Genomic DNA, 23,538 nt, shown 5'->3' with positions numbered 1-23,538 from the left:
CGAAAGGATAAACTGTAATTCCCGCCACGTGCTCCCGTCTGTTGGGGGTTACGAATCTATCCTAATGGCGGGGAACACGTCTGGTGAGCTACAAGCTAAATTTTCTAGGAGCAGCTGGAACGGTCACCGGATCGAAATATCTTCTGCAGACGCCTGATCACAGGATCCTTATTGATTGCGGTCTTTTTCAGGGTTTCAAACAGCTTCGTGAGCGCAACTGGAAGCCGTTTCCGGTCGATCCGGCGTCAATCGATGCGGTCCTCCTCACACATGCTCACCTTGATCATTCGGGCTACGTTCCAGCCCTGATCCGCGACGGGTTCAAGGGGCGAGTGCTGAGCACGCACGCAACGCTCAAATTGTGCGAATTGCTGCTTCCCGACAGCGGTTATTTGATGGAGGCCGACGCCCGCTATGCAAAAAGGAAAGGGTACAGCAAGCACAAGTCGCCTCGGCCCCTATACACCCAGGCCGATGCGAAAGCCGCGTTGAAGTCATTTCGGCCTGTGCCCTTCCAGCAGCTGGTCGAAGTTACGCGCGATTGCAAGGCGATCTTCCGGCCGATGGGCCATATTCTCGGCGCATCAAGTATCGAGCTGCAGTGCGGCGATATGAAGATTGTCTTCTCGGGTGACATCGGCCGCTATGGCAGTGCGACGATGGTCGATCCTGTGGCAGTTCCCGAGGCTGATTACATCGTCACCGAGTCCACATACGGCAATCGCCATCATGGCGAGGCCGATCCTGAAAGTGTACTCGAAGACGTTGTCGGAAGAACGGTCCGGCGCGGCGGGTCGGTCATCATTCCTTCCTTCGCGATCGGGCGCGCCCAGACGCTCCTCTACCATCTCGGTCAGTTGCGGCAGCAAGGCCGCCTGCCGCAAATCCCCATCTATCTCGACAGCCCCATGGCGGTGAACGCCAGCTCGATTTTCTGTGACCATCTCGGCGAACATCGCCTGACCGAAAAGCAATGCCGCGATGCATGCGGAAGTGCCGAATATGTTCGCGAAGCCGAAGATTCGAAGCAGCTCAATCGCAGCGCCATGCCGAAGATCATCATTTCAGCGAGCGGCATGGCAACCGGCGGGCGGATTCTCCACCACCTCAAGCACTATGCCCCCAGTCACCGCAACACGATCATTTTGGCGGGGTTTCAGGCTGGCGGCACGCGGGGGGCGGCCCTGCGGGATGGCGCGACTGAACTGAAAATCCACGGCAGCTATATCCCCGTTCGCGCCGAGGTGGCACAGCTCGACATGCTCTCGGCTCATGCCGACCAGGACGAGCTGCTGCGATGGCTTGAAGGTTTCCGGTCCTCCCCGCAGCAGGTCTTCGTAACCCATGGAGAACCCAGTGCGTCCGACATGCTAAGACATCTTGTTACTGAACGTCTTGGCTGGAATGCGCGCGTCCCCGAGCACGCCGAAGAGGTCGTGCTTTCATGAGAGAGGGTGTCCTTACCCCCACCTCCTCCACGGATGCACTTGCTCATCCGTTGCGCGCGCGCGCCTTACCGATCGAAACCGATGGCGAAGCGATGATCTTCATGCATGAGGATTGTCCGGTTGCGCGGTCCGAAGGGTTCCGCGCCCGCGCGCGGGTGGAACTTGTCGCGCGAGGAAGAACGGTGTTGGCGACGCTTTACCGGGCCACTGATAATCTCCTGGCCGATGATGAAGTGGGTCTGCCTCACCGGCTGATGGCACGGCTTTCGCTCGCCGAAGGCGACGAGCTTCAGGTCAGGCATCCTCAGCCGTTGTCGTCGCTCAGCCACGTTAGAGCTAAACTCTATGGCCACCGGCTTGATGACAACCGACTGGGACACATCATCGCCGATATCGCGGACGGTCGGTATTCGGATGTCGACATCGCCGCGTTCGTCTCCGCATTCGCTGCGCAACCGGCACAAGGTGAGGAAACCGCCGCCCTCACCCGAGCGATGCTCGCTGCAGGCGACCGGCTCGAATGGAATGCCGACCGCGTGATGGACAAACATTGCGTCGGCGGGCTGCCGGGCAATCGGACAACACCAATCGTGGTCAGTATTGTCGCAGCCGCCGGGCTCACGATGCCAAAAACGTCATCCAGGGCGATCACGTCACCGGCCGGCACTGCGGATGCGATGGAGACCATGGCGCCTGTAACGCTCGATGTGGCGGCCATGCAGAAAGTGGTCGAGCGCGAAGGCGGCTGCATCGTTTGGGGCGGCAGCGTCAATCTCAGTCCTGCAGATGACGTCCTCATTCGGATCGAGCGGGCTCTGGATGTTGATAGCGATGCGCAACTTGTCGCTTCGGTGCTCTCCAAGAAACTTGCTGCCGGATCGACGCACGTATTGCTTGACCTACCAGTAGGGCCAACCGCGAAGATCAGGAGCACGGGAGACGCCGATGCCCTGGCGCGGCTGCTCAAGGACGTGGCGCTGCAATGCGGACTGCACGTCACGACGGTCCAGACCGACGGGACCCAGCCAGTGGGACGCGGGATCGGGCCGGCTTTGGAGGCACATGATGTCCTTGCGGTTCTGGCCAACCGCGACGACGCGCCGCAGGATCTCAAAGCTCGCGCGCTGGCGCTGGCTGCCGGCATCCTCGAATTGAGCGGCGCACCACGCTCCGATGCTCTCCATCGGGCGACGCAATTGCTGGTCGAGGGGCGCGCAGAAAGCAAATTTCTTGCTATCTGCGAGGCCCAGGGCGGCTTCAAAGAGCCAGGGCGGGCGCTCCAGACGCGCGAATTCCTCGCCGCGCGCGCAGGACGGGTAGCCACCTTCGACAACCGCCTGCTTGCGCGCACTGCCAAACTCGCTGGCGCACCGCAGCGCGCGACGGCCGGTATCGCTCTGCATGTGAAGTCGGGCGATTTGATCGAGGAAGGCCAGCCCCTCTTCACCATTCACGGCGAAAGCATGGGCGAACTTGATTACGCTTTCGCCTTTGCTTTGCGCAACAGCGATATGATCAGATTGGAGGCACAATGAGCAGGGTCGTCTTTTCCCTTAGCGCGGCACCGGGCATGGCCGAAGGACTTGCCCGGTGTTTCGAGGCCGATCTCGGCGAACTCGAGACGCGCCGGTTCCCCGATGGAGAAACCTACTTGCGGATCGCCACACCCGTAAGTGGCCGCGATGTAGTCCTGCTATGCACTCTTGATCGGCCCGATGCGAAAATCGCGCCATTGCTTTTTGCGGCGGATGCGCTGCGCGATCAGGGCGCACGCAGCATCGCGCTCGTCGCGCCGTATCTAGCCTATATGCGCCAGGACAAGGCGTTCAATCCGGGCGAGGCCATCACATCCATGTCGTTCTCGCGGCTGCTGTCGTTCTATTTCGATTTCCTCGTCACCGTCGATCCCCACCTGCACCGCATCGACAATCTCGATGAGATTTATTCGGTGCCGAGCAAGGTCGTGCCGGCAGCACCGGCGATCGCGGATTGGCTAAAAGCCAACATTCCGGACGCTTTCGTCATCGGGCCCGACGAGGAGAGCGAACAATGGGTGCTCGATGTCGCAGACAGGGCAGGGATCCCTTCAGCCGTTCTGGAGAAGAAACGCTGGGGCGACTTCGATGTGGCGATCAGCGGCGGGAGCCTTCCCGATATGGACGACAAACAACCCGTCATTATCGACGATATTGCCTCTAGTGCGCGAACGCTCGTCGAAACAGTCAAGCTGCTCTTGAAGGCTGGGACACAGCCGCCGGTGTGCGTTGTGGTCCACCCCATCTTTGCCGGCGATGCATATGACGAGCTCCTGCAGGCCGGGGCCAAGCGCGTGATCAGCGTCAATGCCATCGCGCATCCAACCAACGCGGTGGATATTTCGCCGGCACTCGCCGAGGCTTTGTGCGCATGGAGCGTCCAGAACGATGAGCTGATCGGAGCCGGCCACTAATCCCACCCTTTCGGCGTAACGAAAGCGCCGCAACCACCAACTGGAGTTCATTTTCAATGACAAAGGAGCCAAACAAGATCTCGGTAGGGGTCGTAGGAGCAGGGGTAATCGGTCGCCGCGTTGTCGGCGCCGTAAGGCTGCAACCCGATATGGCATTGGCCGGTGTCGCCGACGTCGCCGCCGATTGGCGGATCGCAATGCTCGCGAAGGGCGGCGTTCGCCTGTTCGCGGCCAGTTCGCAGGCCTCGCAAACCTTGCCGGAGTCGGGTCTCGACGTTGCGGGTTCGCTAGAGGATCTCATCGCGGCAAGCGACGTCATTGTCGACTGCACACCCAAGGGCATCGGTGCCCAGAACGCAAACATCTATCGCCGCGCCGGGAAGCCATTCATCGTGCAGGGAGGCGAGAAGCACGACGTGGCGGGGCACTCATTCGTCGCCGAAGCAACCTACGGGAGCGCATTCGGACGCGATGCGACACGGGTCGTGTCATGCAACACCACGTCGATTGTCCGCACCCTAGGGGCGCTGAAGCGCGCAGGCCTGCTCAAAAAAGCGCGCGGGACACTTATGCGCCGGGCCACCGACCCCTGGGAGAGCCATCTCGGGGGGATCATGAACACGCTCGTGCCCGAGCCGACAATCCCGAGCCATCAGGGGCCGGATGCCCGGCATGTGGATCCGGAACTCGATGTGGTGACGATTGCGATCAAGGTTCCTGAGACCCTGGCTCATCTACACAGCTGGTATGTCGAGCTCACCCGGCCGGCGACAAAGGAGGAAGTCCTCGACGCATTTGCGGCCTCGCCAAGAATTCTGCTCATCGATGGAGACAGCGGACTGTCGGCCCTCAACAGCGTCAAAGAGGCGATGGCGATGGAGGGGCGGCCCAATGCAGACCTCTACGAGGTGGCCCTGTGGAGCAACATTCTCGCGGTCGATGGAACCGAACTGTGCTACAATTACATGGTCGACAATCAAGCCATCGTCATCCCTGAAACGATAGATGCGATCCGTGCCCTGGCGTCGAGCGAGGAGCAGCCCGAGGTCTCGATGCGATTGACAAACAAGACGCTTGGTATCGGAGCAGACGAGCTGAGATTGTAGCGATTGAAGGCAAGAGCGAAGCCAATGACGAACGCCCCCACGGACCGGCCACGATGCAAGCCAAAGACGCGATCCTCCGGCCTGGAAGAGCGAGCGATCGACGAAGCTTTGATCGAAACGTTTCCCGCAAGCGACCCGCCGGCCTGGACCTTAGGCGTCGACAGCCATCCACGCCAAAACGATAAAGCTACACAGCCATACAGCCCAGGAGACGCGCGGCCGAAGGAGGGAGACTAGCATCGCCCAGATAGTGCGGCCCCGACAGTCCGCGTCTACAGCGCGGGCGCTTGCTCCTTCTCTTGCTGGCATTCGCAATCGAGGAAACCGTGAATGACACAGGTGCGGCACATCTGGAGCAGGCGCGTGCGAAGTGCGCCGCGCGCACGATGAAGACGCACGTTGATATTGTTGACACTCGTATCGAGCGCGCTGGCAATGCTTTCACGCGGCTCCTCGAGCAAATCAGCGCGCCAGATGACTTCGGCATAGTCCGGCCTGAGCGTTGGCAGGAGGCGATAGAGACAGTTGCATACGGCAGCCTCCATCTCCGCGTCAGAAACGACCTCCGCTTCTGCGAGTTCGGCAAGTTCCTGAGGATCAATGGCGGTTTCGTGTTTACGGCCGCGCGCAGCCTGTCGGTAAAAGTCGGCAATCGTCGTCGCCAGCACTCGGGAGAGCCATCCCTTGACCGAACCCACATCCCGCAGGTCCCCAGCCCGCTCGATCGCACGAAGCATGAAACGCTGGAGAACTTCCTCCGCCTCCTGACGCCCCCGCATGCGGCCGATAAGGAAACGCAGCATATCTTCGTGGCTATCCACCAGGGCCCGGCGCACTGCTTCATCCATCGGTCGCAACGCCTCCTCGGACCCGTCAGCTTTATCGGCTTTATTTTCGATCATGGAAAACCCCGAAGCGCCAGTGCCCCAATACCGGAGAAGGGCCCGTCCCTTCCTGTAAAACGGTCGCAGGCGGTAGTATCGTTACGACATGTTCGGGGCTCGTCCCCTCATCGCAGCTAAAGAGCCGGAGAGCAACATGTCGAGTTCGCAAAAGAAGAAAATATCCAAGAGCGAATACAAGCAACAATTGCGCGCGCTGCAGATCGAACTGGTCAAGATACAACGCCAGGTCATCGCCCATGGCGAGCGTGTTCTGATCATCTTCGAAGGGAGAGATGCGGCCGGAAAGGACGGTGTGATCAAGCGTGTGCGCGAACATATGAGTCCGCGCGAGACTCGCGTCGTGGCGCTGGGCAAACCCTCAGATCGTGACACGCGAAGTTGGTATTTTCGCCGCTACAGCGAACAGCTGCCCGCCGATGAGGAGATCGCTCTGTTCAATCGCTCTTGGTACAACCGGGCGGGGGTCGAACGGGTGATGGGATTTGCCGACAAGGAGGAAGTTGCCGACTTCTTCTCTAACGTCGCGCAATTCGAAGAAATGCTGGCACGCGACGGGACTACGCTTCTCAAATACTACCTCGACATCGATAGAAAAGAGCAAGCCAAGCGCCTCAAAGCGCGGCGCACTGATCCGCTCAAGCAGTGGAAGATCAGCCCCATCGATGCAGCGGCGCTTGAGAAGTGGAATGATTATTCCAACGCCCGGGACGAAATGCTGACGCGCACAGATTTTGCCTATGCCCCGTGGATTGCAGTGCGCGCCAACGACAAACGCGCCGCACGCCTCAACATCATCCGGCACATGCTGCAATCCATCGCGTGCCAGGCGGTCGATCAACGCCTCGCGCGTCCCGACCCTTCGGTCATCCTGCCGATTGCCGAAGTCGGGATTGGTGGCTTGGCCCCGTGAAACTGTTTAACCCGTTCGGCGGCGGAACAACCAGGTCGCCGCCAGCAGGCTCGCGGCAGCGATAAGCGCCATGGGCCAGATGTGGGAGAAATAGAGCCAAAGGGGCGCTTCACGAAGATACACCGCTTTGCTGATGACTATGAAGTGGGTGATCGGCGTGGCGGCGGCAAGGCCCTGCAACCAGTCGGGCATGTTTTCTACCGGCGTGGCATAGCCCGAAATGAGCACAGCCGGGACCATATACATGAACAGCCCGATAATCGCCTGCTGCTGGGTCTTGGCGAGCGATGAGATAAACAGGCCGATACCGACTATTGCAGCGAGATAGACAACCATTCCGAAGAAAAGCAGGGCGAGAGAACCGCGGATCGGTACGTTGAGAAACAGCATCCCCAGAACCAGCATCGCACTTGCGCTCGTCAGCGCAATCAGGAGAGCCGGCACGCTTTTGCCGATCAGGATCTCGAAGGGGCGCAGCGGCGACACCAGCAATTGCTCGAAGGTACCGAGCTCGCGCTCGCGGGCGATCGACAGCGCGGACACCATGAAACCGACCACGGCTACGAGGACGGCAAAGAGCGCGGGCACTGCGGACCAGAGCGGTTCGAGATTGGGATTGAACCAGGTCCTTTGGACAAGACGCACAGGTGCCGTCGCGCGCAGTCGATCGAGCCGCTCCCGATTATAGGTTTCGACGATCCGGCTGCTGTATCCCAGCAGGATCTGAGCGGTGTTGGATCTGCGGCCATCGAGGATTAGCTGAACCTCGGCGCTTTCGCCGCGCTCGAGTCGCCGCGAGAAGTCTTCGCCAACGCGCATGACCAGCGTCGCACGGCGTGCGTCGATTGTCGGCGCGATATCCGCGCCTGCTCGCAAATGGATAATCTGATCGAATACTTCGGCAACCTCGAAGCGGCTGATAAGCTCGACCGAGGCATTGCCGTGGTCCTGGTTGTAGACCGCCAGGGTGACGTCCGATACTTCCTGCGTAATTGCAAAGGCGTAGATGAGGAGCAGAAAGGGCGGCGAAAACAGCACCACCCAACGGGTTTGCGGATCGCGCGCGCTTGCCAGAAGCTCCTTCACGATCAAGGCGTAGATGCGTTGCCACATGGTCTCAGTCGAGCCGGGTGCGCGTGAACAGAGCGCAGATCGCGAAGATCACAATCGCGAAGATGGCAAGGGCAGCGAGATCGGGCAGCAGAACCGACCAGACATTGCCGGCAAGAAACTGCGTCTGCAGAGTCGAGACGAGAAAGCGCGCCGGGATCGCGTAGCTGAAGAGCTGGAGCGCCAGTGGCATGCTGTCGAGCTCAAAAACGAAATTGGAAAAGTAGAACGCGGGCAAAAAGGCAAGCATCACCGCGACCTGCGCTGCCACGAGCTGGTTGCGGGTGAGCGTCGAAATGAGCAGTCCTTGGCCCAGCGAGCACAGCATGAAGAGTGCGGCTGCGAGCGAGAGCGCGAGAAACGATCCGCGGAAGGGAACACCAAAAAACGCCACGGCCACAAACACGGACAGCATGAACGAGCCGAGGCCCAGCACGAAATAGGGCACAAGCTTGCCCAGCAGCAGTTCGAGCGGACCGACAGGTGTCGCAAGAAGGGCCTCCATTGTGCCGCGCTCCCATTCGCGGGCAACCACAAGCGCTGTGAGCAAGGCGCCGATTATGGTGAGAATGATCGCCACCGAGCCGGGGACCAGATAGTTGCGGCTCGAAATCTCGGCGTTAAACCAGACACGCGGCTCAATCGAGACGAGAGGCGCGAGCGGCGGTTGCCCGCGATCGAGCCATTCTTGCTCGAGCCAATTGATAACGAGCAATTCAATATAGGAGCCAACCAGTCCGGCTGTGTTTGGATCACCCCCATCGACCAGGATCTGGATCGGCGCCGCCTCTCCGCGGAGCGCAATTGCGCTGAAATCCTGTGGCAGGATGATGATCGCATCGAGCTCGCCCGCGGCCATGAGGGTTTCGAAGTCCTTTCGCACAGGCGCTGTTTCAATCTCGAAATAGCGCGTGTTGCGCAGCGACGCGACAAAGCTCTCCGTCTCTCCGGTCGGCTGTTCGACCACAACGCCGACCGAGAACTGCCGGGGGTCGAACGAAACCGCATAACCGAACAGGAAAATCAGCATGATCGGCAATAGGCCGGCAATCATGAGTGTGCTCGGGTCCCGGATAGCCTGCCGGGTTTCCTTGCGCATGATCGCGGCGAAACGCGAAAAACTCATGGCGAGGTCTCCGCTTCGTTCTTTTCGACGAGAGCGATGAATGCATCCTCAAAGGTCGGGTTGGGCATGGTCGAGGAGGCCGCTTGCGCCTTGAGTTCGGCGGGAGTCCCCAAAGCAATCATCTGCCCGCGATATATGAGCGCGGCGCGGTCGCAATACTCCGCTTCGTCGAGAAAATGTGTCGTCACGATGACGGTTACGCCGTTCGTGACCATGGCGTTGATATGGGCCCAGAATTCACGGCGCGTACGCGGATCGACACCCGAGGTCGGCTCGTCGAGAAAAAGGACGTCAGGCTCGTGCATGACGGCACAGGCGAGCGACAGGCGCTGCTTGAAGCCAAGCGGGAGCTGGGCGGAATTTTCATTGAGCTTGTCCGTGAGGGCAAAGCTGTCGATCATACGCTCGATCATGAGACGCTGCCGCGCTCCGGTAAGGCCGTAAACGCGTGCGAAGAACCGCAGATTCTGCATCGTGCTGAGATCGCCATACAGCGAAAATTTTTGCGCCATGTATCCGAGACGAGCCCGTGCCTCGCTCGCGGCAGTACGCAAATCGACACCGGCAATACGAGCCTCACCGCTGGTCGGCTTGAGAAGGCCGGAGAGCATTTTGAATGTAGTCGACTTGCCCGCGCCATTGGGTCCGATAAGCCCAAACACTTCACCTCGACGGACATCGAAACTGATCTCGGAAGCCGCAGTGAAGGAGCCGAACATCCGCGTTAGTCCGCGCGCCTCTACGGCAATCGCTATATCGTGGCTGCGCTGCGAACCGCCGGCGAAGGGCGATTCAGCGCGAAACCCGCCGCCAATGAGATCGATGAACGCATCCTCGAACCGCGGCGCGACAGGTTTCAGCCGAGCTTCATCCCCCGCGCCAATCGAAGCCAGAGAGAGGGCACGCGCGTTCTCATTGAGCAACAGCCTGACATGGCTGGCCTGGATTGTTCCATCCATCACAGCCTCGTGTTGGCGTGCTCTGTTCAAAACGTAGCGCCGATCGCCCTCGATGCCCTCGATCAAAAACACCCTGCCAGCGACACGCGCGGCCAGATCGGTCGGTCGACCGTCGAAGATGAGATCGCCCTCGCTCAACACGAGCACAGTCTCGCATTTCTCGGCCTCATCGAGGTAGGCGGTTGCCCAAACGACCGTGATCCCTTCATCGGTCAGTCGGCTTACCATTCGCCAGAGTTCGCGCCGCGAAATCGGATCGACGCCGACGCTTGGCTCGTCCAGCAACAGAAGTTCAGGTGTAACAACGAGAGCGCAGGCGAGCCCGAGCTTCTGCTTCATGCCGCCCGACAAGGCGCCTGCCAGTCTGCCGGTAAATGGCGCTAGGCCGGTAAAGTCGAGAAGCCGCTCGAATGTCGCCTTGCGCGCTGATCCAACCAGTCCGCGCAGATCTGCGTAGAGATTGAGATTCTCCTCCACGCTCAGATCCTCGTAGAGGCCGAAACGTTGCGGCATGTAGGCAATGCGCGCGCGCACCTCCTTCGCGTTGGCGACGGGATCGAAACCTCCCACGTCGATCCCGCCTTCATCGGGGCGCAGCAGTCCGGCGATCAGGCGCAAGAACGTAGTCTTCCCCGAGCCATCGGGCCCAACCAGCCCCACGATGTGCCCCGACCTGATCTGTGTACTAACACTGCGCAATGCCGGTTCGGCTTGCTTGGGGAACCGTTTGGTCAGGCCTTCGATGGTCACCAGAGCTGTCACCGGTCACCGCTCTCTGGCGGCGGGACGGACAATCACGGAGACTGGCATGCCCTGCTTCAGGATTCCGTCTTGATCTTCGATACGCACACGCACCCGGTAGACAAGGCTAGTGCGCTGTTCGCGGGTCTCAACGGACTTGGGTGTAAACTCGGCTGTCGGTGAGATGTAGGCGATGCGACCGGGGAATGCGCGGCCAGCCTCGGTCAACACTGTCGCGGGGGCACCGATCTCGACGCGCTCGAGGTCGGGTTCCTCGATATAGGTTCGGACCCACATGGGCGAGGTGTGCGCGAGTGTGAAGACGGTTTCGCCAGGACCCACAATGGCCCCAACCTCGCGTGCGCGCGTCAGGATGATCCCGTCAGCGGGCGCGTAGAGGTTTGCATCCACCAGGCGTTGCCGGGCGAGTGCAGCGGCAGCTCGCTCGCCGCCGAGCGCCGCGCGTCCTTGCCGGATTTCTTCGCGTCGGGGTCCCTCGCGGACAAGCGAGAGTTCTTCGAGTGCCGCCTGCCGCTGAGCGGCCGCGCGATCGCGCTGAGAGCGCGCCTCGTCCCGGGTCTGCCGTGCGGCAAACCCGCGTTCGGCAAGGTGCTCGACCCGGTCCAGAGTGGCTTGGGCTATGCCCAGTGCGGACTCCGCTTCCTCAACGCGGGCTCTCGCCCGCTCGATCTCTTCCGGCCTGTTGCCCGATTCGAGAGCGGCGAGCGCTGCGGAGCGTTGGCTGGCACGCGCTTCGGCCAGTGCGATCTCGTTCTTGTAATCCTGCGGCTCTAGCGAAGCCAAAAGATCGCCAGACTCGACCCTATCTCCCTCATCGAACGCCAATCGGTCGATCCTGCCTGGAACCTTGAACGCCAGATTGACCTGACGAATGTCGACATTTCCATTGAGTACCAGATGACCTTCTCGCTCATGCCGATCAGGCTGCATCAACCAGATTGTCGCCGCCGAAGCGGCTAGCAATACGAGCAGGGCAAGTCCGATGTAGAGCTTCTTTCTTGAGCTCATGATGGACATCCGGACACAGCGGCACCACAATTCAGCAGGCCCCGGAGCTCGAACTCAGTGCAATGTCCTGCCAGCGACACGCTCGGTGCATTCGGTGCGACAAAAACGGCGTAATGCATTGCCCGCTCGATCATTCCGACAAGAAGCCAAGCAATGAGACGCACAGGGAGATTTTTCACCAGGCCTAGCTGTTGGACTTCTTCGAGATACTGCGCGAGCGCGTCAGCACCTTGCTCGAAATGGCGGTTGACATGATCGCGCTGTTCGGGCGGAAGCGCATGCGCTTCGCGCAGAACCAGCGTGGTCAGAAGAGCGTGCTTGCGCCCATACCGAATGATGGCAGCCCAGATTTCTTCAACCTCGGCTGCTAGCTGCTCTCCGGTTTGCAGCCGCTTGGCGGGATGGCGGGCAAGGGTCTCCTCAATCAGTCCTGCAAAGAACTCATCGATAAGCGCGACAAACAGCGACGGCTTGTTTTCGAAATGCAGATAAAAGGTCCCCTGCGCTACACCCGCATTTGCGACAATGTCCGCGACGCGGGTTGCCGTGAATCCCTGCTGAGTAAACAGCTCGGCCGCGGCAGCTTTCAATTTTCCGGCGATATCATCGGCCATTTGAACACCTCGATATGACTGACGCATCAGTCAGCGAGATATTACATATCTGCATGATCCTTTTTCGGCGTAGCTTTATGCTTGCTCTGAAGCGTAGGATGTTCATTCGCAGGCCCGCCCCGCGTCCAGACCGAGGACACTGTGTAACCGGGACCGCTTATCCCTTGATGTTTGCCGGGGCCGGGGTGGAAGAAGCCCGGCGTGCGCGAAATCCGACAATCAGTGTCAGCAACGTGATCAACTGCGCGCCGGTCGTCTCCACAGTCGGAAAAAAGCCGAGTTCGGCGAGGCGCGGCAAGCCGGAAATGAAGGTGGCGGAAAGAAGTCCGGAATCCTGGAACGCGCCCACACCCTTGCCGGTCAGGATGATCGCGAGCGCTGCGATCAGGATCGCGCTGTACTTGAAAAATTGCGTGATCGGAAGCTTGCGGCTGTAGCGCAGCATAAACCATGCAAGAGCCGACAGGACGGCGAGAGCCGACACGGCCCCTGCAAGTATCACCGAACTGCTATCAGGGGTCCAGAGGGCAGCATAGAACAGGATCGTTTCAAAGGCTTCGCGATAGACGACGACAAAGGCGAGCCCGAAGAGAAACCATGCCGATCGCCTGGAGAGAGCCTTCCCCATCTTCTGCTGAATATAGCGTCGCCATTCATCTGCCTGGCTCTTGCCGTGCATCCAGATCCCGACGGAAATGAGGATGACCGCCGCCAACAGCGCACCGAATCCTTCGGTGAGCTCGCGGCTCGCTCCGCTAATAGCGACGAAGTAGGTCGCGGCCACCCAGGTGGCGACGCCTGCCAGCAGCGCGGCGATCCAGCCGCCATGAACGTAGGCGATTACTTCGCCGCGATCCGATTTGCGAACGAAGGCGATCATGGCAATCACCACGAGAAGTGCCTCTATCCCCTCGCGCAGCAGGATCGTGAAGGCACCCAGAAAAGTGGAGATGTCGCTGGCTGCTTCGGGCGCGAGAGCGACATCCGCTTGCTCAAGCAGGCTCGCGGCGAAAGCGTGTCGTTCGCGCAATCGCGAGACAGGCACGTTGCGCTCGATATCTGAACGATATTGGCTGAGCGCTTGCTCGATCTGCCGCATGAGATCACCATCGCGCGTCGCGAGAATACCCTCGACCGGTTCGAAGCCGTCAAGATAGGCCGACAGAGCTAGTCGGCGCGCCTCTGCGCGTTCGCCCCGCTCGTAGGCGGCGAGACTTTGCTGCAGGGTCTGCCGCGCAAGATCGAGCGAGCCGTTCTCGCTTCTCTGGCTGACAACTCCGGGATTTGATCGCAGGTATGCCATGACGGCCAATGCCCGGTTCTCTCCGATCGCGTCGGCGAGCTCTGCGGGCGTGATGGCCGCAAGTGTCTCGAGATCGGGTATCAGACGCCGCACCCGGTCATCTTCGCGCCAGATTTTCTCCCCGCGTTCGAGATCCTCGAATGCGATGCCGCCTGCATGAAATGCGAGGGCCCAACGATCGGCTTCCGGAAGTGTGGCGAAGCTGGGCATCGACGTGCCCTCAAGGCCCTGAGTTATAACCTGATAGAGACCGAAGAGGCTGCGCTGGCGCGCGCGGTTATCATCGGTAAAATCGATCGGTGGAGGCTCGAGCGTCATGCTGGCTGCCGGAGGGGAACTGCCCGAAGCACCGTGACACGAGGCGCAGTTTTGCGCAAAGAGCGCCGCTGCGCGAGACAGATCCGGCGGGCTTCGGGGAGCCAGCGGAACCGGGTACGCCTCCAACAGCGATCCCCCCAAGGCACGGGCCAGCCGGGAAACGCGCTCGACCGGGGCTTTCTTCTCAATCGCCTGGCGCAGCTCGACAGACATCGCGAAGAGACCGGGCTTGGCCGAAGCATCGGGAAGCGCGGCTACTTGTTCGCCGACGGTCGAAGAAAATTCGACCATTTCGCTGTATTCGAAATCGTCGATGACCTGCCCGTTCGACACCGCTGCGGAGTAATCGACAGCAATGTAGTCGAGAAGGCGCCAGGTCGTGCGCACCTCTGCGCCCTCCGCGCGCGCTACGCCGGACAGGCTTAGAAGGAGGGAGATGATGAAGACCCTTAGCACCATGTGCGGCGATGGAATGGAAACAGACATCCGAACCCTTCTCAGGCTATGCAATTAAGTCGCAATATCAAATAAACTACTTCTCATGTCCGACGCAACCGGCGGCTGTGCTTTAGACCGTTCATGCTGCCCTGAGCTCGCGCCTCGCTTGGACGAACACGTCGGCACTTCCCCAGATCGCCAAGCTTGCCAGGATTCCGGCAACAGCAAGATCAGGCCATGCCGCCCCCGTCCCGAAAACACCGACCGCGGCCGCTAGCACCGCGACGTTTCCGATCGCGTCGTTGCGCGAACAGATCCATACCGAGCGCATATTCGCGTCCCCGGTTCGATACCGAAAGAGCATCGCCGCGACCGCGAGATTTACTGCGAGCGCCAGGAAACCGACGATGCCCATCGTTCCGGCATCCGGAGATGCGCCGGCGAAGAGGCCCCAGATCGCCGAGCCCAGGACCCAAAGACCAAAGCCCAGCATGGTCGCCGCCTTCGCGAGCGCCGCGCGCGCCCGCCATGCAATCGCCATTCCGGCAACTCCGAGACTGATGGCATAATTGGCCGAATCGCCCAGAAAATCGAGTGCATCGGCCTGTAGCGCGCGCGAATCGGCGGCAATCCCGGCCACGATTTCGACTGCAAACATGATGGCGTTGAGACCAAGGGCCACCCACAGGACCTTGCGCCATCTCGGATCGTTATGGACATCGCCGACATCGGCAGCATCGCAACAATTCTTCGCCATCTACTCGACTCCTGGTTTCAAGACCGCCTATGCACCTTGTAGCCACTACAAGGTCAAGCGATTGGGGATGATGGTATGAGAATTGGTGAGGTCGCGCGGAAGACCGGCGTCAAAGCCGAGACGATCCGCTTTTACGAGCGCGTAGGCATTTTAACCGCCCCATCCCGAACCCGATCGAACTATCGCGATTACGGACCTGCCGAAGCGGCGAGATTGATCTTCATTCGCCGCGCGCGCGATCTCGGCTTTTCGATGCCGGATATCCGCGAACTGCTCGAGCTCTCGGAAGAGGATGATCGATCCTGCGCAGAGGTTGATTCATTGGCGCGCGCGCATCTTGGTCAGGTAGAGCGTAAGATTGCCGCCCTGCAGGTCATGCGCGACGAACTCTCGCGCATGATCGCGAAGTGCGAACAGGACACGATCAGTGAGTGTAGGATCATAGACACTCTTGCCGTGCGCGATAGATAAATCGGAGGCGCCTCTAGAAGCGCAAACTAGCTCCTCCCACGAATCGGCGCGGCGCACCCGGTCTCAGGCCGGTTGGCTGGCGTGCGACAGCATATGTTTCGTCGAGCAGATTATCGATACGCGCGAAGAGTGATACCTCGTCGGTTACGGCAAATCGTCCAGCAAGATCAAAAATGATCCTGTCGTCCACCCGCTCGGCAACCGGAATGGGGCCGCTGCCGGCTTCGGTTCGCACCTTTGATACATAATTGGCACCTAGCGTCATGGATACAGGACCGTAAACAACGCCCGTCTCGGCATACAGCTGATGGCGGGCGAGATACGGCAGGGCATCGCCGGCGGAAACGGAACCGAAAAATTCGCTCTCAAAATTGCTGTCGAACTGTGCGTCGGTAAACGTGTACGCAACTGAGATGGGAAATGAAATCGCCTCGCCGATCGTCGGTGTCGCCGAGGCGGAGAGCTCAACACCTTTGGCCGTAACGGCCCCACCATTGAACTGATCGCCGATGTCTCCCACGCTGCACCCGACCGACTGCGTGCAATTTCCGAGCAGGTTGGAATAATCGGAGTAGAACGCAATTGCAGAGGCGCTTACCAGATTGTTTTGGAACCTGGCGCCAGCTTCGTAATTCCAGCTTTTCTCCGCACGGGCGTCCGGATTGCCCGGGCCGGGAGGGGAGAAGCCGCGTGAGACTCCTGCAATCAGCCGAACATTCCCGAGATCGTATGTGGCACCGAGCGCTGGGAGCCATTCATCGATGTTCGTTTTGCGCGTGCGTGTCGGACCAGCCAGTCGCTCGGGATCGTCCCGATCATAATCCAGCCTGGTCAACGTGATGCCCTCGTAGCGAATGCCAGGTGTGAGTGTGAGCCTTCCAAACTCAATCCTGTCCTCGAAGTAAAAGGCGATGGCATCAGCTTTGGCCTCGCGATTGGCTTGTGCTCCGAGCGCCGTCTGACGGACAAAAACAAGATCGCCGGCTGTTTGCGAATAAAAGTCCTCATTTTGCAGACGGTCCTCTTCATCCTCATGGATGCGCGCCGATACAGTAAGATTGTGTCGAAGCGATCCCGTATCGAAAGGCTTTTCCAACGACACCTGCAACCCTTGACTGCGGTACACGCGATTGTTGTTACGGACCCGAAGCGCTCCCGCGGCGCTGTCCGCTCCACGAAGAATGGCCAAGGCTTCAGGGTTTGCATTAGGATCATCAAACACGGGCTGAATGGCCTCAAAGCGGCCATCGCCATCGAAGTCGATATCCTGCAATTTTGACCAGCTTCGAGCGAAATCGTTGCGATAGAGCGTCGCGGCGATCTTCGTATCATCGATGAGGCGGAGACTGCCTGTTATCCGGTATTGGTCATGCTCACCGGTAAAGCGGTCGCGTTGGCTTGCCGCATAACGTCGATAAGGGTCGGCGGCAAAGTCTGTATCAACAAGCCCGAGATAGGTCTCGTTCGCGTCCAGCTCGGATCTTCCATAGACAAGCTCGAGGCGAGCGTCGGTGGGCGCGTCAGGGCTTGAATGCACGGCAAACCGCCCGCGGTAATCCTGACGATCAAAGCCGGTGTCGGCATTCGGGAACCCGTCAATCGTCTTGAACCCGTCGCTCCCCTGCTGAAAGGTCTCGAGCAGCGCACCCACATTATCTGTCTCGCCACCGACCCAGCCATGTCCCTGGTAGTAGCCGCGCGATCCGTATTGGCCTGAAGCCGAACCGGCGAAGCCCGCGACGGGGATCGGCGTCGAGCGAAAGTTCACGGCCCCGCCGATCGTGCGGGGTCCGTAAGCCACAGCCCTAGCTCCCTTGACGACTTCGACAGCCGCCATTCGGCCAACCGCCGGAAAATAGTAGGCTGCGGGGGCCGCGTAGGGGGCTGGCGCAATGAGCACCCCGTCTTCCATCAGCGTGATATTGCTCGAACGTTCCACCGGAGTACCGCGCAATCCGATATTGGGAAAAAGTCCGAACCCGTCCTCTTCTTGAAGATTGACCCCCGGCACCTGCCGCAAGACCCTATTGACGTCGCCATACTCAAATTCGCGAAGGTCCTCGGGGCCGACAATGTCCGCCGACCCGGCGACGTCGCCCTCATCAACTCGCCCGCCGGTGACGATGATCGATTCGGATTGCGGAGGCATGCCGCCCTGCGCGCCTGAACCGCTTTTGGCATCAACCGACTGCGCGACCGCCGGACTGGAGAGCGCCAATGCCAGAAGAGAGACAGTTGCACGGTACATATTCAATCCTTTCAAATCCGTTCGACGCCCTAATAACCATTCTGCTATTGATTCGCAATAGTGATATATGCCGATGTCCTGCGTTTGCGAGGAGGCGAAAGGTGGGTGCTAGAGACTTGGCGGGACGCTCAAACAGCTACCTCACCGAGAAGAGTGATGAGGCGGAACCAGGTCGGTGTTGCAATCGTGCGCTTTGCAAGCCTCGAGCGTCGCATGCGCAATTTCGAACCGCTGAGCGAGTTGCTCTTTCACGGACATTTTTAAGGTTTCAAAATCATCGAGTGATCCCGACGAGAGAACAATGTGCGTTTCGAGAGCGCGATGGTGTTCGCCGAGATTCCAAATATGGACGTGGTGCACGCTTTCGATGCCTTGCTGGCTTTCAAGAAAGGCGACGATCCGGTCGAATTCCAGCTCGTCGGGAACAGCTCCCATCAATAGTCGCACAGTTCGCGGAAGAAGCGTAACACCCTGCCAGATCACATAACCTGCGATGATCAGCGTAATCACAAGGTCGGCGATGGTAAGATCGTAGAGAAGGATGAGTACGCCGGCTACAATCACGCCAACCGATGCCAACGCGTCCGAGACGTTATGCAGGAAGGCTGCCTTCATATTGATGCTGTCATGCGCGCCGCGATAGACGATAAAGGCGGTCACGAGATCGATGATCAGAGCGATGCCCGCCACCCAGATCACCGTCCATCCCTCGACCGGCTGCGGCTCGGCGAAACGGTTGACTGCCTCGACGATCAGATAGAATCCGATGATGAGCAAGGTCGTCAAATTGATGAGCGCGGCGACCACTTCTCCCTGGGCGTACCCGAAGGTCATCAGCTTGTCGGCCGGACGTCGACCCATCCGGCGCGCAAACCATGCAAGGCCCAGGGAAGCCGCGTCGCTGAAATTGTGCAACGCATCCGCGATTAGTGCCAGCGAGCCCGAAACGATGCCGCCGATGATCTGGGCCAACGTCAGGAGAACATTGATGGCGACAGCAAACACAAGCTGGCGATCGCTCAGGTTTTCCTCACCGTGGCTGTGTCCTGCATGGCCGTGGGCGTGCGCCATCATCGCGCTCCTTCTTTAGAAAGTTTACTATCGGTTGCGCTCGGATGCTGGAGGATGGCATCGGAAACCCCTGTCGCTTGGAGCACGGCGTCGAGACCGGCGGCGAGCAGGCCGAATCCCGCCATGCCGCATATAAATGCCACCAGCGCCTTCACGTTCATTCGGCATCGCTTGACAAAGGGCCGGGCAATCAAGTGAACAGAGGCCAAGAGAAAATAGCCCGCGAGCAGTATCGCCATCGCGCCATCGACGTTGCTGTTTCTCCCGTGCAAAAGCCAGAAAGCCCCGACAACCCAGGCGACGAAGACAAGCGCGAGAATGACATGGACCGCGCCGCGATCCATGGGGTTCACGATCTCTTCGAGCAGACTGGCGGTGGTTCTTCTTGCGACCAAGAGAGCGGATAGGCCGACTCCAAATGTGGCAGCCAAGCCAGCGTAGACAGAGATGGCCGATGCAGCTCCTAAAACGAGCCCACCGCATGCCAGCGCGATGCCGGATGCACACAGAATGCCTACTTTCGGCCCGCGCTTGGGTCCCCAGCGCCGGTAGATCCCTTCTACGACCTTCGTCGATAGAAGATAGAGGGCACCGCCCGCAGGAAACAAGACGACGGACCCCAAGCTTCCCGCTATAAAACCGCCCGACTGCTCGGCCATAATGAACGCGAGCATGACGAACACACCGGAAATTATAGCGCCCCAGAGTCGCTCTACGGCGTGCGAGGATCCGTTCCGTTCTTCCCAGATTGCACCGATCCCGAGACCCAGGCTCGCCATCATGGCCATGCCTAGAACCCGCGAGGCATCCTCGGTGGCGAATATTTCATGAATAAGCGTCATTCGCGCTTGTCGCCATGCACGGTTCCGCGTTCGTCATGCCGATCCTTGTGGGTGTCGCGCAGAATGTCGATCCCGCCATATATGGCAATTGCCGCAACGGCGACGCCAACGACGAGATCGGGCCAGTTGGCACCTGTCAGCATGACGATAATGGCGGCAATTATGATGCCACCATTGGAGATGAAATCGTTAAAGCTGAAGGTTGTGGCGGCGCGGAGATTGACGTCCTTCTCCTGCATGTTCTGCAGCATTCGTAGACAGATCAGATTCACGACAGCTGCCACTGCAGCCATCGCCATCATCATTACTCCGCCGGGATCGGAACCCTCCACGAAGCGCCTTATGGCATCGGCAATGACCCCGGCAGCGAAGACCAGCAGCATGATCCCTGAAAAGCGAGCGGCTCCGCGCTTCCATTTCCGTGATCGGGTCAAGGCGAGCAGGCTGAGCGCATAGACAATGGCGTCCGAAGAATTATCGAGGCCGTTAGCCAGGAGGGCGTTGGAATCGGCCAGATAGCCGACGGCGAAAAACCCGATGGCAATCGCCACGTTGAGCCACAGAACAATCGAAAGCGTTTTCCGCTTGGCAGTTGTATCGAGTTGCAGATCCCCTTCGCCGCTCATGCGTTGACACCTCGGGCTTGAGCCCAATTCTCCGCCTGCTTGCGTTTGGAAAACGGAAAGACCTGCAACTCCGCGCGGAACAGGCGGTCAAATATTCGAGTGCCCCGCTTTTCCGGTTTCTGGTCGTCGACGATAGCAATCCGCCCGAAGCTGTCCTTGGGCCGGATGTCGAACTTAAGGTCACGCCAAAGACCTCCCGAAAAGTTTGGTGCGAGTGCGAGCAGCATCGGAACCGTATCGTTTCTGCGCCGCGCGCTACGTTCGAAAACGGCCACGAAGGTATCGCAATCTGATGTTTGCACCGTTCGGGCGGCCTCGACCAGGTTCAGTCCATCCTCTTCCGACAAATTCAACACAGCTCCCTCCAAAGTTGGTACACTTGAAGTTCGTTCAGCGCGGGCCGTCGGCATGGGGACGTGGGAAAGTTCAAGCGCCGACATTTGCCAAAGCCTGCTCACTGCTATGGTGGGATGGAGGCCCATTGTCGCTAGAACGTTTCTCGCGATAGGCGAGAAGCCGTAGAGCATTGGCAACGACAATCAGTGTAGAGCCCTCATGCACAGCAACTGCGGGACCAATGCCGAGACCGAAGATGGTCGCCGGAATGAGCACTGCGACAATCCCGAGGCTCACCACCATGTTCTGGCGAATGATGGAACGGGTCTTGCGGCTGAGGTCGACCGCGAACGGCAGCTTGGCGAGGTCATCTGCCATAAGTGCGACATCGGCGGTTTCCAATGCGACGTCGGACCCGGCTGCGCCCATTGCTATCCCGACGGTTGCATTTGCCATGGCAGGAGCATCGTTCACCCCGTCTCCGACCATTGCCACTTTGTCCTGACCGGCGAGCTTGCGGATAGCTTCGACTTTGTCATCAGGCATTAGATTGCCCCATGCCTCATCGAGACCAACATCCTCTCCGACAGCGTCGGCGACCCTCTGATCATCGCCGGAGATCATGATCATTCTCGTGATTCCGAGTTCGCGCAGCGCGTTAAGCGTCGTTCTTGCTGCCGCGCGCGGTGTGTCCAATAGCCCAATGGCTCCAAGATCGCGCGTCCGCGAACGGATAGCCATCGTGGTCCGCCCACGCTCGCGCAAAACCTCGATTGCGCTCGTCAATTCAGGGCCAAGCGGAGGGACCCCATCGACACCGAACATCTCAAGTTTGCCGATCCAGACTCTTTCACCACCGACGATCGCGGTAATACCCTTGCCTGTAAAACTCTCGAGGCCGGTCGCTGCCGGCAACGCTTCTTCACCAATTCGCTCGGCACTATCCCTGACGATGGCTTGGGCCAGCGGATGGTCGCTCAAACTCTCCGCTGCCGACGCGATTCTCAACAAGTCATGCTCGGACACGCCGGTCGCTGTCTCGATATCTGTTATTCGGGGTTCACCTTCGGTCAGCGTGCCCGTCTTGTCGAATGCGATGGCCTTCAATGCACCTAAATCCTCGAGCGGTGCGCCGCCTTTTACGAGGACGCCGCTTCGCGCAGCTCGCGCGACCCCGGACAGGACCGCGCTAGGCGTCGCAATAGCGAGTGCGCAGGGGCTGGCAGCGACCAGCACTGCCATGGCGCGGTAGAAACTATCGCGGAACGGCTCGTCTATGATGACCCAGGAGAAGAGCAAAAGCCCCGCAAGCGCGAGGACCGCAGGCACGAAAACCCGCTCGAAGCGCTGCGTGAAACGCTGGGTTGGCGATTGCTGCGCCTCGGCGGCACTCACCATCTGCACCACTTTCGAAAGAGTGGTTTCGCTCGATCTGCGGGTCACCACGACTTCGAGAGCCCCGGAGCCATTTATTGTGCCGGCGAAAACCCGGTGGGTGTCTGCCAGCCTGTCGGGAGCCGTCCGCGCAGAAGCGATATCCGACACCGCGCTCTTATCGACCGGCACGCTTTCGCCCGTGACCGGGGCCTGGTTGATGGCGCTCGTCCCTTCAGACACAAAGCCATCGGCAGGCAAGCGCTCATTCGGGCGGACGACGACAACATCGCCCACCACGAGTTCCTCGACGCGTACCTCCTCGACGGCCTCGCCGCGCTTTACGCGAGCTGTTTCGGGAGCGAGCTCGGCGAGCGCTTCGATCGCTCTTTTCGCGCGACCCATTGCATAGCGCTCAAGGGCGTGGCCGAAGCTGAACAGAAAGAGCAGCAACGCGCCCTCCGCCCATTCGCCGAGGATCGCAGCGCCCGCAGCCGCCACAAGCATAAGACTGTCGATCTCGAACCGCCGGAGCCGGAGATTGTCCCAGGCCTCTCTAAGTGTGTAGAACCCACCGAAAAAATAGGCCGCAACGTAGCAGAGAAGAGGCACGAACTGGGGGTAGTTCCCCCATAGTTTTTCAATGCCGAAGCCTGTTGCGAGCAAGCCCCCCGACGCCAGAGAAAAATAGAGCTCCGTATTGGCACCAAGAATGCCGCCATGCTTATGATCGTGCTCGCCACCTTCATCGTGGGCATGCCGTTCGCGTGAAGAGTGGGAAACATTGCCGGAAGTTTTCGCACGTCGCGTGGCGCCAAATCCTTCTAGCGCTGCGACAATTTTCTGCTCGTCGGTCCGTTGGCGGTCGAACTCGATCACGAACGTCCCCGCCGCATCGGCATAGGCTTCGAGCACCCCGGTTTGCCGAGCGATAAGATCGGCAACGGTCCGGGCGCGCCGTGTGGAGTTCACGCCATCGACGTCATAGGTCAGGTGGCCGTACCGACTGGAGATCTCTGCCCCGGCCACATGCGCAAGCTCCTTGATGCGCGCGACGGAGAGCCGGTCTGGATCATAAGAGATGTTAAGCCGCGCTGCAGATTGGCCCGGCTGCTCTTCCACGGTGACGTCGTGAACACCTGTCTGTCCACGCAGCAGCGCCTGAAGTCTTCCGATACACGGATCATCGCTCGTTGCTTCGGGCACGAGAGCTGACACTTCGATTTGAATAGTACGTGCCAATTTGCCTTTCTCCTTTGAAGAAACCGTCGAACGCAATTGAGCCGTGCCAGAATTCGCGGCACCCGAGCCTTCATGGATCGAACGAGCCGGTCATTCGATAGCTTGGCGGGCCAGC

General features: G+C 59.7%; 20 protein-coding genes. 6 read left to right on the top strand and 14 right to left on the bottom strand.

Features of this window, described 5'->3' with window-relative positions; genetic code table 11:
• The first annotated feature begins 83 nt into the window (after positions 1 to 83).
• From AB433_RS14800 to AB433_RS14785, 4 genes are read left to right on the top strand one after another with little or no spacing between them, the layout of a single operon-like run.
• A complete protein-coding gene (locus AB433_RS14800) occupies positions 84 to 1,448 on the top strand; it encodes an MBL fold metallo-hydrolase RNA specificity domain-containing protein (RefSeq protein ID WP_047822073.1) in 1,365 nt (454 codons plus the stop codon).
• The gene (locus tag AB433_RS14795; RefSeq protein WP_082134954.1) at positions 1,445 to 2,983 is read left to right on the top strand and encodes a thymidine phosphorylase family protein; all 1,539 of its coding nucleotides are present in this window, start codon (positions 1,445 to 1,447) and stop codon (positions 2,981 to 2,983) included. Before AB433_RS14800 ends, AB433_RS14795 begins: the two co-directional genes overlap by 4 nt.
• Positions 2,980 to 3,897 (top strand): ribose-phosphate pyrophosphokinase, encoded by a 918-nt coding sequence (locus tag AB433_RS14790; RefSeq protein WP_046904077.1) that lies wholly within the window; start codon positions 2,980 to 2,982, stop codon positions 3,895 to 3,897. Before AB433_RS14795 ends, AB433_RS14790 begins: the two co-directional genes overlap by 4 nt.
• A gap of 56 nt (positions 3,898 to 3,953) precedes the next feature.
• Positions 3,954 to 5,003 (top strand): type II glyceraldehyde-3-phosphate dehydrogenase, encoded by a 1,050-nt coding sequence (locus AB433_RS14785; protein ID WP_046904076.1) that lies wholly within the window; start codon positions 3,954 to 3,956, stop codon positions 5,001 to 5,003.
• A gap of 272 nt (positions 5,004 to 5,275) precedes the next feature.
• Here the strand turns inward: AB433_RS14785 and AB433_RS14780 are convergent, their stop codons facing one another.
• Complete coding sequence (locus AB433_RS14780; protein ID WP_047822068.1) at positions 5,276 to 5,905, bottom strand: RNA polymerase sigma factor; 630 nt, start codon at positions 5,903 to 5,905, stop codon at positions 5,276 to 5,278.
• A gap of 136 nt (positions 5,906 to 6,041) precedes the next feature.
• Between AB433_RS14780 and ppk2 the strand changes: the two genes are divergently transcribed.
• Positions 6,042 to 6,818, top strand: a complete 777-nt coding sequence (gene ppk2 / locus AB433_RS14775; protein ID WP_046904074.1) for a polyphosphate kinase 2 — start codon at positions 6,042 to 6,044, stop codon at positions 6,816 to 6,818.
• Between the two features lie 6 nt (positions 6,819 to 6,824).
• Here ppk2 and AB433_RS14770 read toward each other — a convergent pair whose 3' ends face one another.
• The 7 genes from AB433_RS14770 to AB433_RS14740 form a co-directional block, all read right to left on the bottom strand.
• Entirely contained in the window at positions 6,825 to 7,931 is a 1,107-nt protein-coding gene (locus AB433_RS14770; protein WP_047822065.1) for an ABC transporter permease, read from the bottom strand.
• 4 nt (positions 7,932 to 7,935) lie between these two features.
• On the bottom strand, positions 7,936 to 9,054 hold the full coding sequence (locus AB433_RS14765) for an ABC transporter permease (RefSeq protein WP_047822063.1): 1,119 nt from the start codon (positions 9,052 to 9,054) through the stop codon (positions 7,936 to 7,938).
• Positions 9,051 to 10,763 carry an ATP-binding cassette domain-containing protein gene (locus tag AB433_RS14760; protein ID WP_243444645.1) on the bottom strand — a complete coding sequence of 571 codons (1,713 nt, stop codon included), beginning with the start codon at positions 10,761 to 10,763 and terminating at the stop codon, positions 9,051 to 9,053. The genes AB433_RS14765 and AB433_RS14760 overlap by 4 nt, the downstream gene beginning before the upstream one ends.
• Positions 10,764 to 10,778: 15 nt before the next feature.
• Entirely contained in the window at positions 10,779 to 11,783 is a 1,005-nt protein-coding gene (locus tag AB433_RS14755) for an HlyD family secretion protein (protein WP_047822059.1), read from the bottom strand.
• Positions 11,780 to 12,397, bottom strand: coding sequence for a TetR/AcrR family transcriptional regulator (locus AB433_RS19595; protein ID WP_053059191.1), 618 nt, complete (start codon positions 12,395 to 12,397; stop codon positions 11,780 to 11,782). Before AB433_RS19595 ends, AB433_RS14755 begins: the two co-directional genes overlap by 4 nt.
• Positions 12,398 to 12,554: 157 nt before the next feature.
• Entirely contained in the window at positions 12,555 to 14,504 is a 1,950-nt protein-coding gene (locus AB433_RS14745; protein ID WP_230279168.1) for an FTR1 family protein, read from the bottom strand.
• Between the two features lie 91 nt (positions 14,505 to 14,595).
• Entirely contained in the window at positions 14,596 to 15,213 is a 618-nt protein-coding gene (locus AB433_RS14740) for a cation efflux transmembrane domain-containing protein (protein WP_047822057.1), read from the bottom strand.
• Positions 15,214 to 15,288: 75 nt separating this feature from the next.
• On the opposite strand from AB433_RS14740, the gene AB433_RS14735 reads away from it, so the two are divergent.
• Positions 15,289 to 15,684, top strand: coding sequence for a MerR family transcriptional regulator (locus tag AB433_RS14735; protein ID WP_047822055.1), 396 nt, complete (start codon positions 15,289 to 15,291; stop codon positions 15,682 to 15,684).
• A 13-nt stretch (positions 15,685 to 15,697) separates the two neighbouring features.
• Here AB433_RS14735 and AB433_RS14730 read toward each other — a convergent pair whose 3' ends face one another.
• From AB433_RS14730 to AB433_RS14705, 6 genes are all read right to left on the bottom strand, one after another.
• A complete protein-coding gene (locus AB433_RS14730) occupies positions 15,698 to 17,947 on the bottom strand; it encodes a TonB-dependent receptor family protein (RefSeq protein ID WP_230279167.1) in 2,250 nt (749 codons plus the stop codon).
• A gap of 126 nt (positions 17,948 to 18,073) precedes the next feature.
• Positions 18,074 to 19,006, bottom strand: coding sequence for a cation diffusion facilitator family transporter (locus AB433_RS14725; protein WP_230279166.1), 933 nt, complete (start codon positions 19,004 to 19,006; stop codon positions 18,074 to 18,076).
• Complete coding sequence (locus tag AB433_RS14720) at positions 19,003 to 19,845, bottom strand: hypothetical protein (RefSeq protein WP_047822051.1); 843 nt, start codon at positions 19,843 to 19,845, stop codon at positions 19,003 to 19,005. The genes AB433_RS14725 and AB433_RS14720 overlap by 4 nt, the downstream gene beginning before the upstream one ends.
• The gene (locus tag AB433_RS14715; protein WP_047822049.1) at positions 19,842 to 20,471 is read right to left on the bottom strand and encodes a cation diffusion facilitator family transporter; all 630 of its coding nucleotides are present in this window, start codon (positions 20,469 to 20,471) and stop codon (positions 19,842 to 19,844) included. The genes AB433_RS14720 and AB433_RS14715 overlap by 4 nt, the downstream gene beginning before the upstream one ends.
• The gene (locus AB433_RS14710; protein ID WP_218916955.1) at positions 20,468 to 20,881 is read right to left on the bottom strand and encodes a SpoIIAA family protein; all 414 of its coding nucleotides are present in this window, start codon (positions 20,879 to 20,881) and stop codon (positions 20,468 to 20,470) included. The genes AB433_RS14715 and AB433_RS14710 overlap by 4 nt, the downstream gene beginning before the upstream one ends.
• Before the next feature lie 16 nt (positions 20,882 to 20,897).
• Positions 20,898 to 23,423 (bottom strand): heavy metal translocating P-type ATPase, encoded by a 2,526-nt coding sequence (locus AB433_RS14705; protein ID WP_047822045.1) that lies wholly within the window; start codon positions 23,421 to 23,423, stop codon positions 20,898 to 20,900.
• Between the last annotated feature and the right edge of the window lie 115 nt (positions 23,424 to 23,538).

The organism is Croceicoccus naphthovorans, assembly GCF_001028705.1.
Lineage (GTDB): Bacteria > Pseudomonadota > Alphaproteobacteria > Sphingomonadales > Sphingomonadaceae > Croceicoccus > Croceicoccus naphthovorans.
The sequence above is the reverse complement of the archived record's forward strand: the minus strand, read 5'-3'. Positions and strand labels throughout refer to the sequence as shown.

Excerpts from the sequence above, each read along its gene's own strand:
- AB433_RS14770 (WP_047822065.1), bottom strand. The coding sequence starts at position 7,931 with ATGTGGCAACGCATCTACGCCTTGATCGTGAAGGAGCTTCTGGCAAGC.
- AB433_RS14785 (WP_046904076.1), top strand. The coding sequence starts at position 3,954 with ATGACAAAGGAGCCAAACAAGATCTCGGTAGGGGTCGTAGGAGCAGGG.
- AB433_RS14740 (WP_047822057.1), bottom strand. The coding sequence starts at position 15,213 with ATGGCGAAGAATTGTTGCGATGCTGCCGATGTCGGCGATGTCCATAAC.
- AB433_RS14720 (WP_047822051.1), bottom strand. The coding sequence starts at position 19,845 with ATGACGCTTATTCATGAAATATTCGCCACCGAGGATGCCTCGCGGGTT.
- AB433_RS14710 (WP_218916955.1), bottom strand. The coding sequence starts at position 20,881 with ATGCCGACGGCCCGCGCTGAACGAACTTCAAGTGTACCAACTTTGGAG.
- AB433_RS14715 (WP_047822049.1), bottom strand. The coding sequence starts at position 20,471 with ATGAGCGGCGAAGGGGATCTGCAACTCGATACAACTGCCAAGCGGAAA.
- AB433_RS14795 (WP_082134954.1), top strand. The coding sequence starts at position 1,445 with ATGAGAGAGGGTGTCCTTACCCCCACCTCCTCCACGGATGCACTTGCT.
- AB433_RS19595 (WP_053059191.1), bottom strand. The coding sequence starts at position 12,397 with ATGGCCGATGATATCGCCGGAAAATTGAAAGCTGCCGCGGCCGAGCTG.
- ppk2 (WP_046904074.1), top strand. The coding sequence starts at position 6,042 with ATGTCGAGTTCGCAAAAGAAGAAAATATCCAAGAGCGAATACAAGCAA.
- AB433_RS14735 (WP_047822055.1), top strand. The coding sequence starts at position 15,289 with ATGAGAATTGGTGAGGTCGCGCGGAAGACCGGCGTCAAAGCCGAGACG.
- AB433_RS14780 (WP_047822068.1), bottom strand. The coding sequence starts at position 5,905 with ATGATCGAAAATAAAGCCGATAAAGCTGACGGGTCCGAGGAGGCGTTG.
- AB433_RS14755 (WP_047822059.1), bottom strand. The coding sequence starts at position 11,783 with ATGAGCTCAAGAAAGAAGCTCTACATCGGACTTGCCCTGCTCGTATTG.
- AB433_RS14790 (WP_046904077.1), top strand. The coding sequence starts at position 2,980 with ATGAGCAGGGTCGTCTTTTCCCTTAGCGCGGCACCGGGCATGGCCGAA.
- AB433_RS14765 (WP_047822063.1), bottom strand. The coding sequence starts at position 9,054 with ATGAGTTTTTCGCGTTTCGCCGCGATCATGCGCAAGGAAACCCGGCAG.
- AB433_RS14745 (WP_230279168.1), bottom strand. The coding sequence starts at position 14,504 with ATGTCTGTTTCCATTCCATCGCCGCACATGGTGCTAAGGGTCTTCATC.
- AB433_RS14725 (WP_230279166.1), bottom strand. The coding sequence starts at position 19,006 with ATGATGGCGCACGCCCACGGCCATGCAGGACACAGCCACGGTGAGGAA.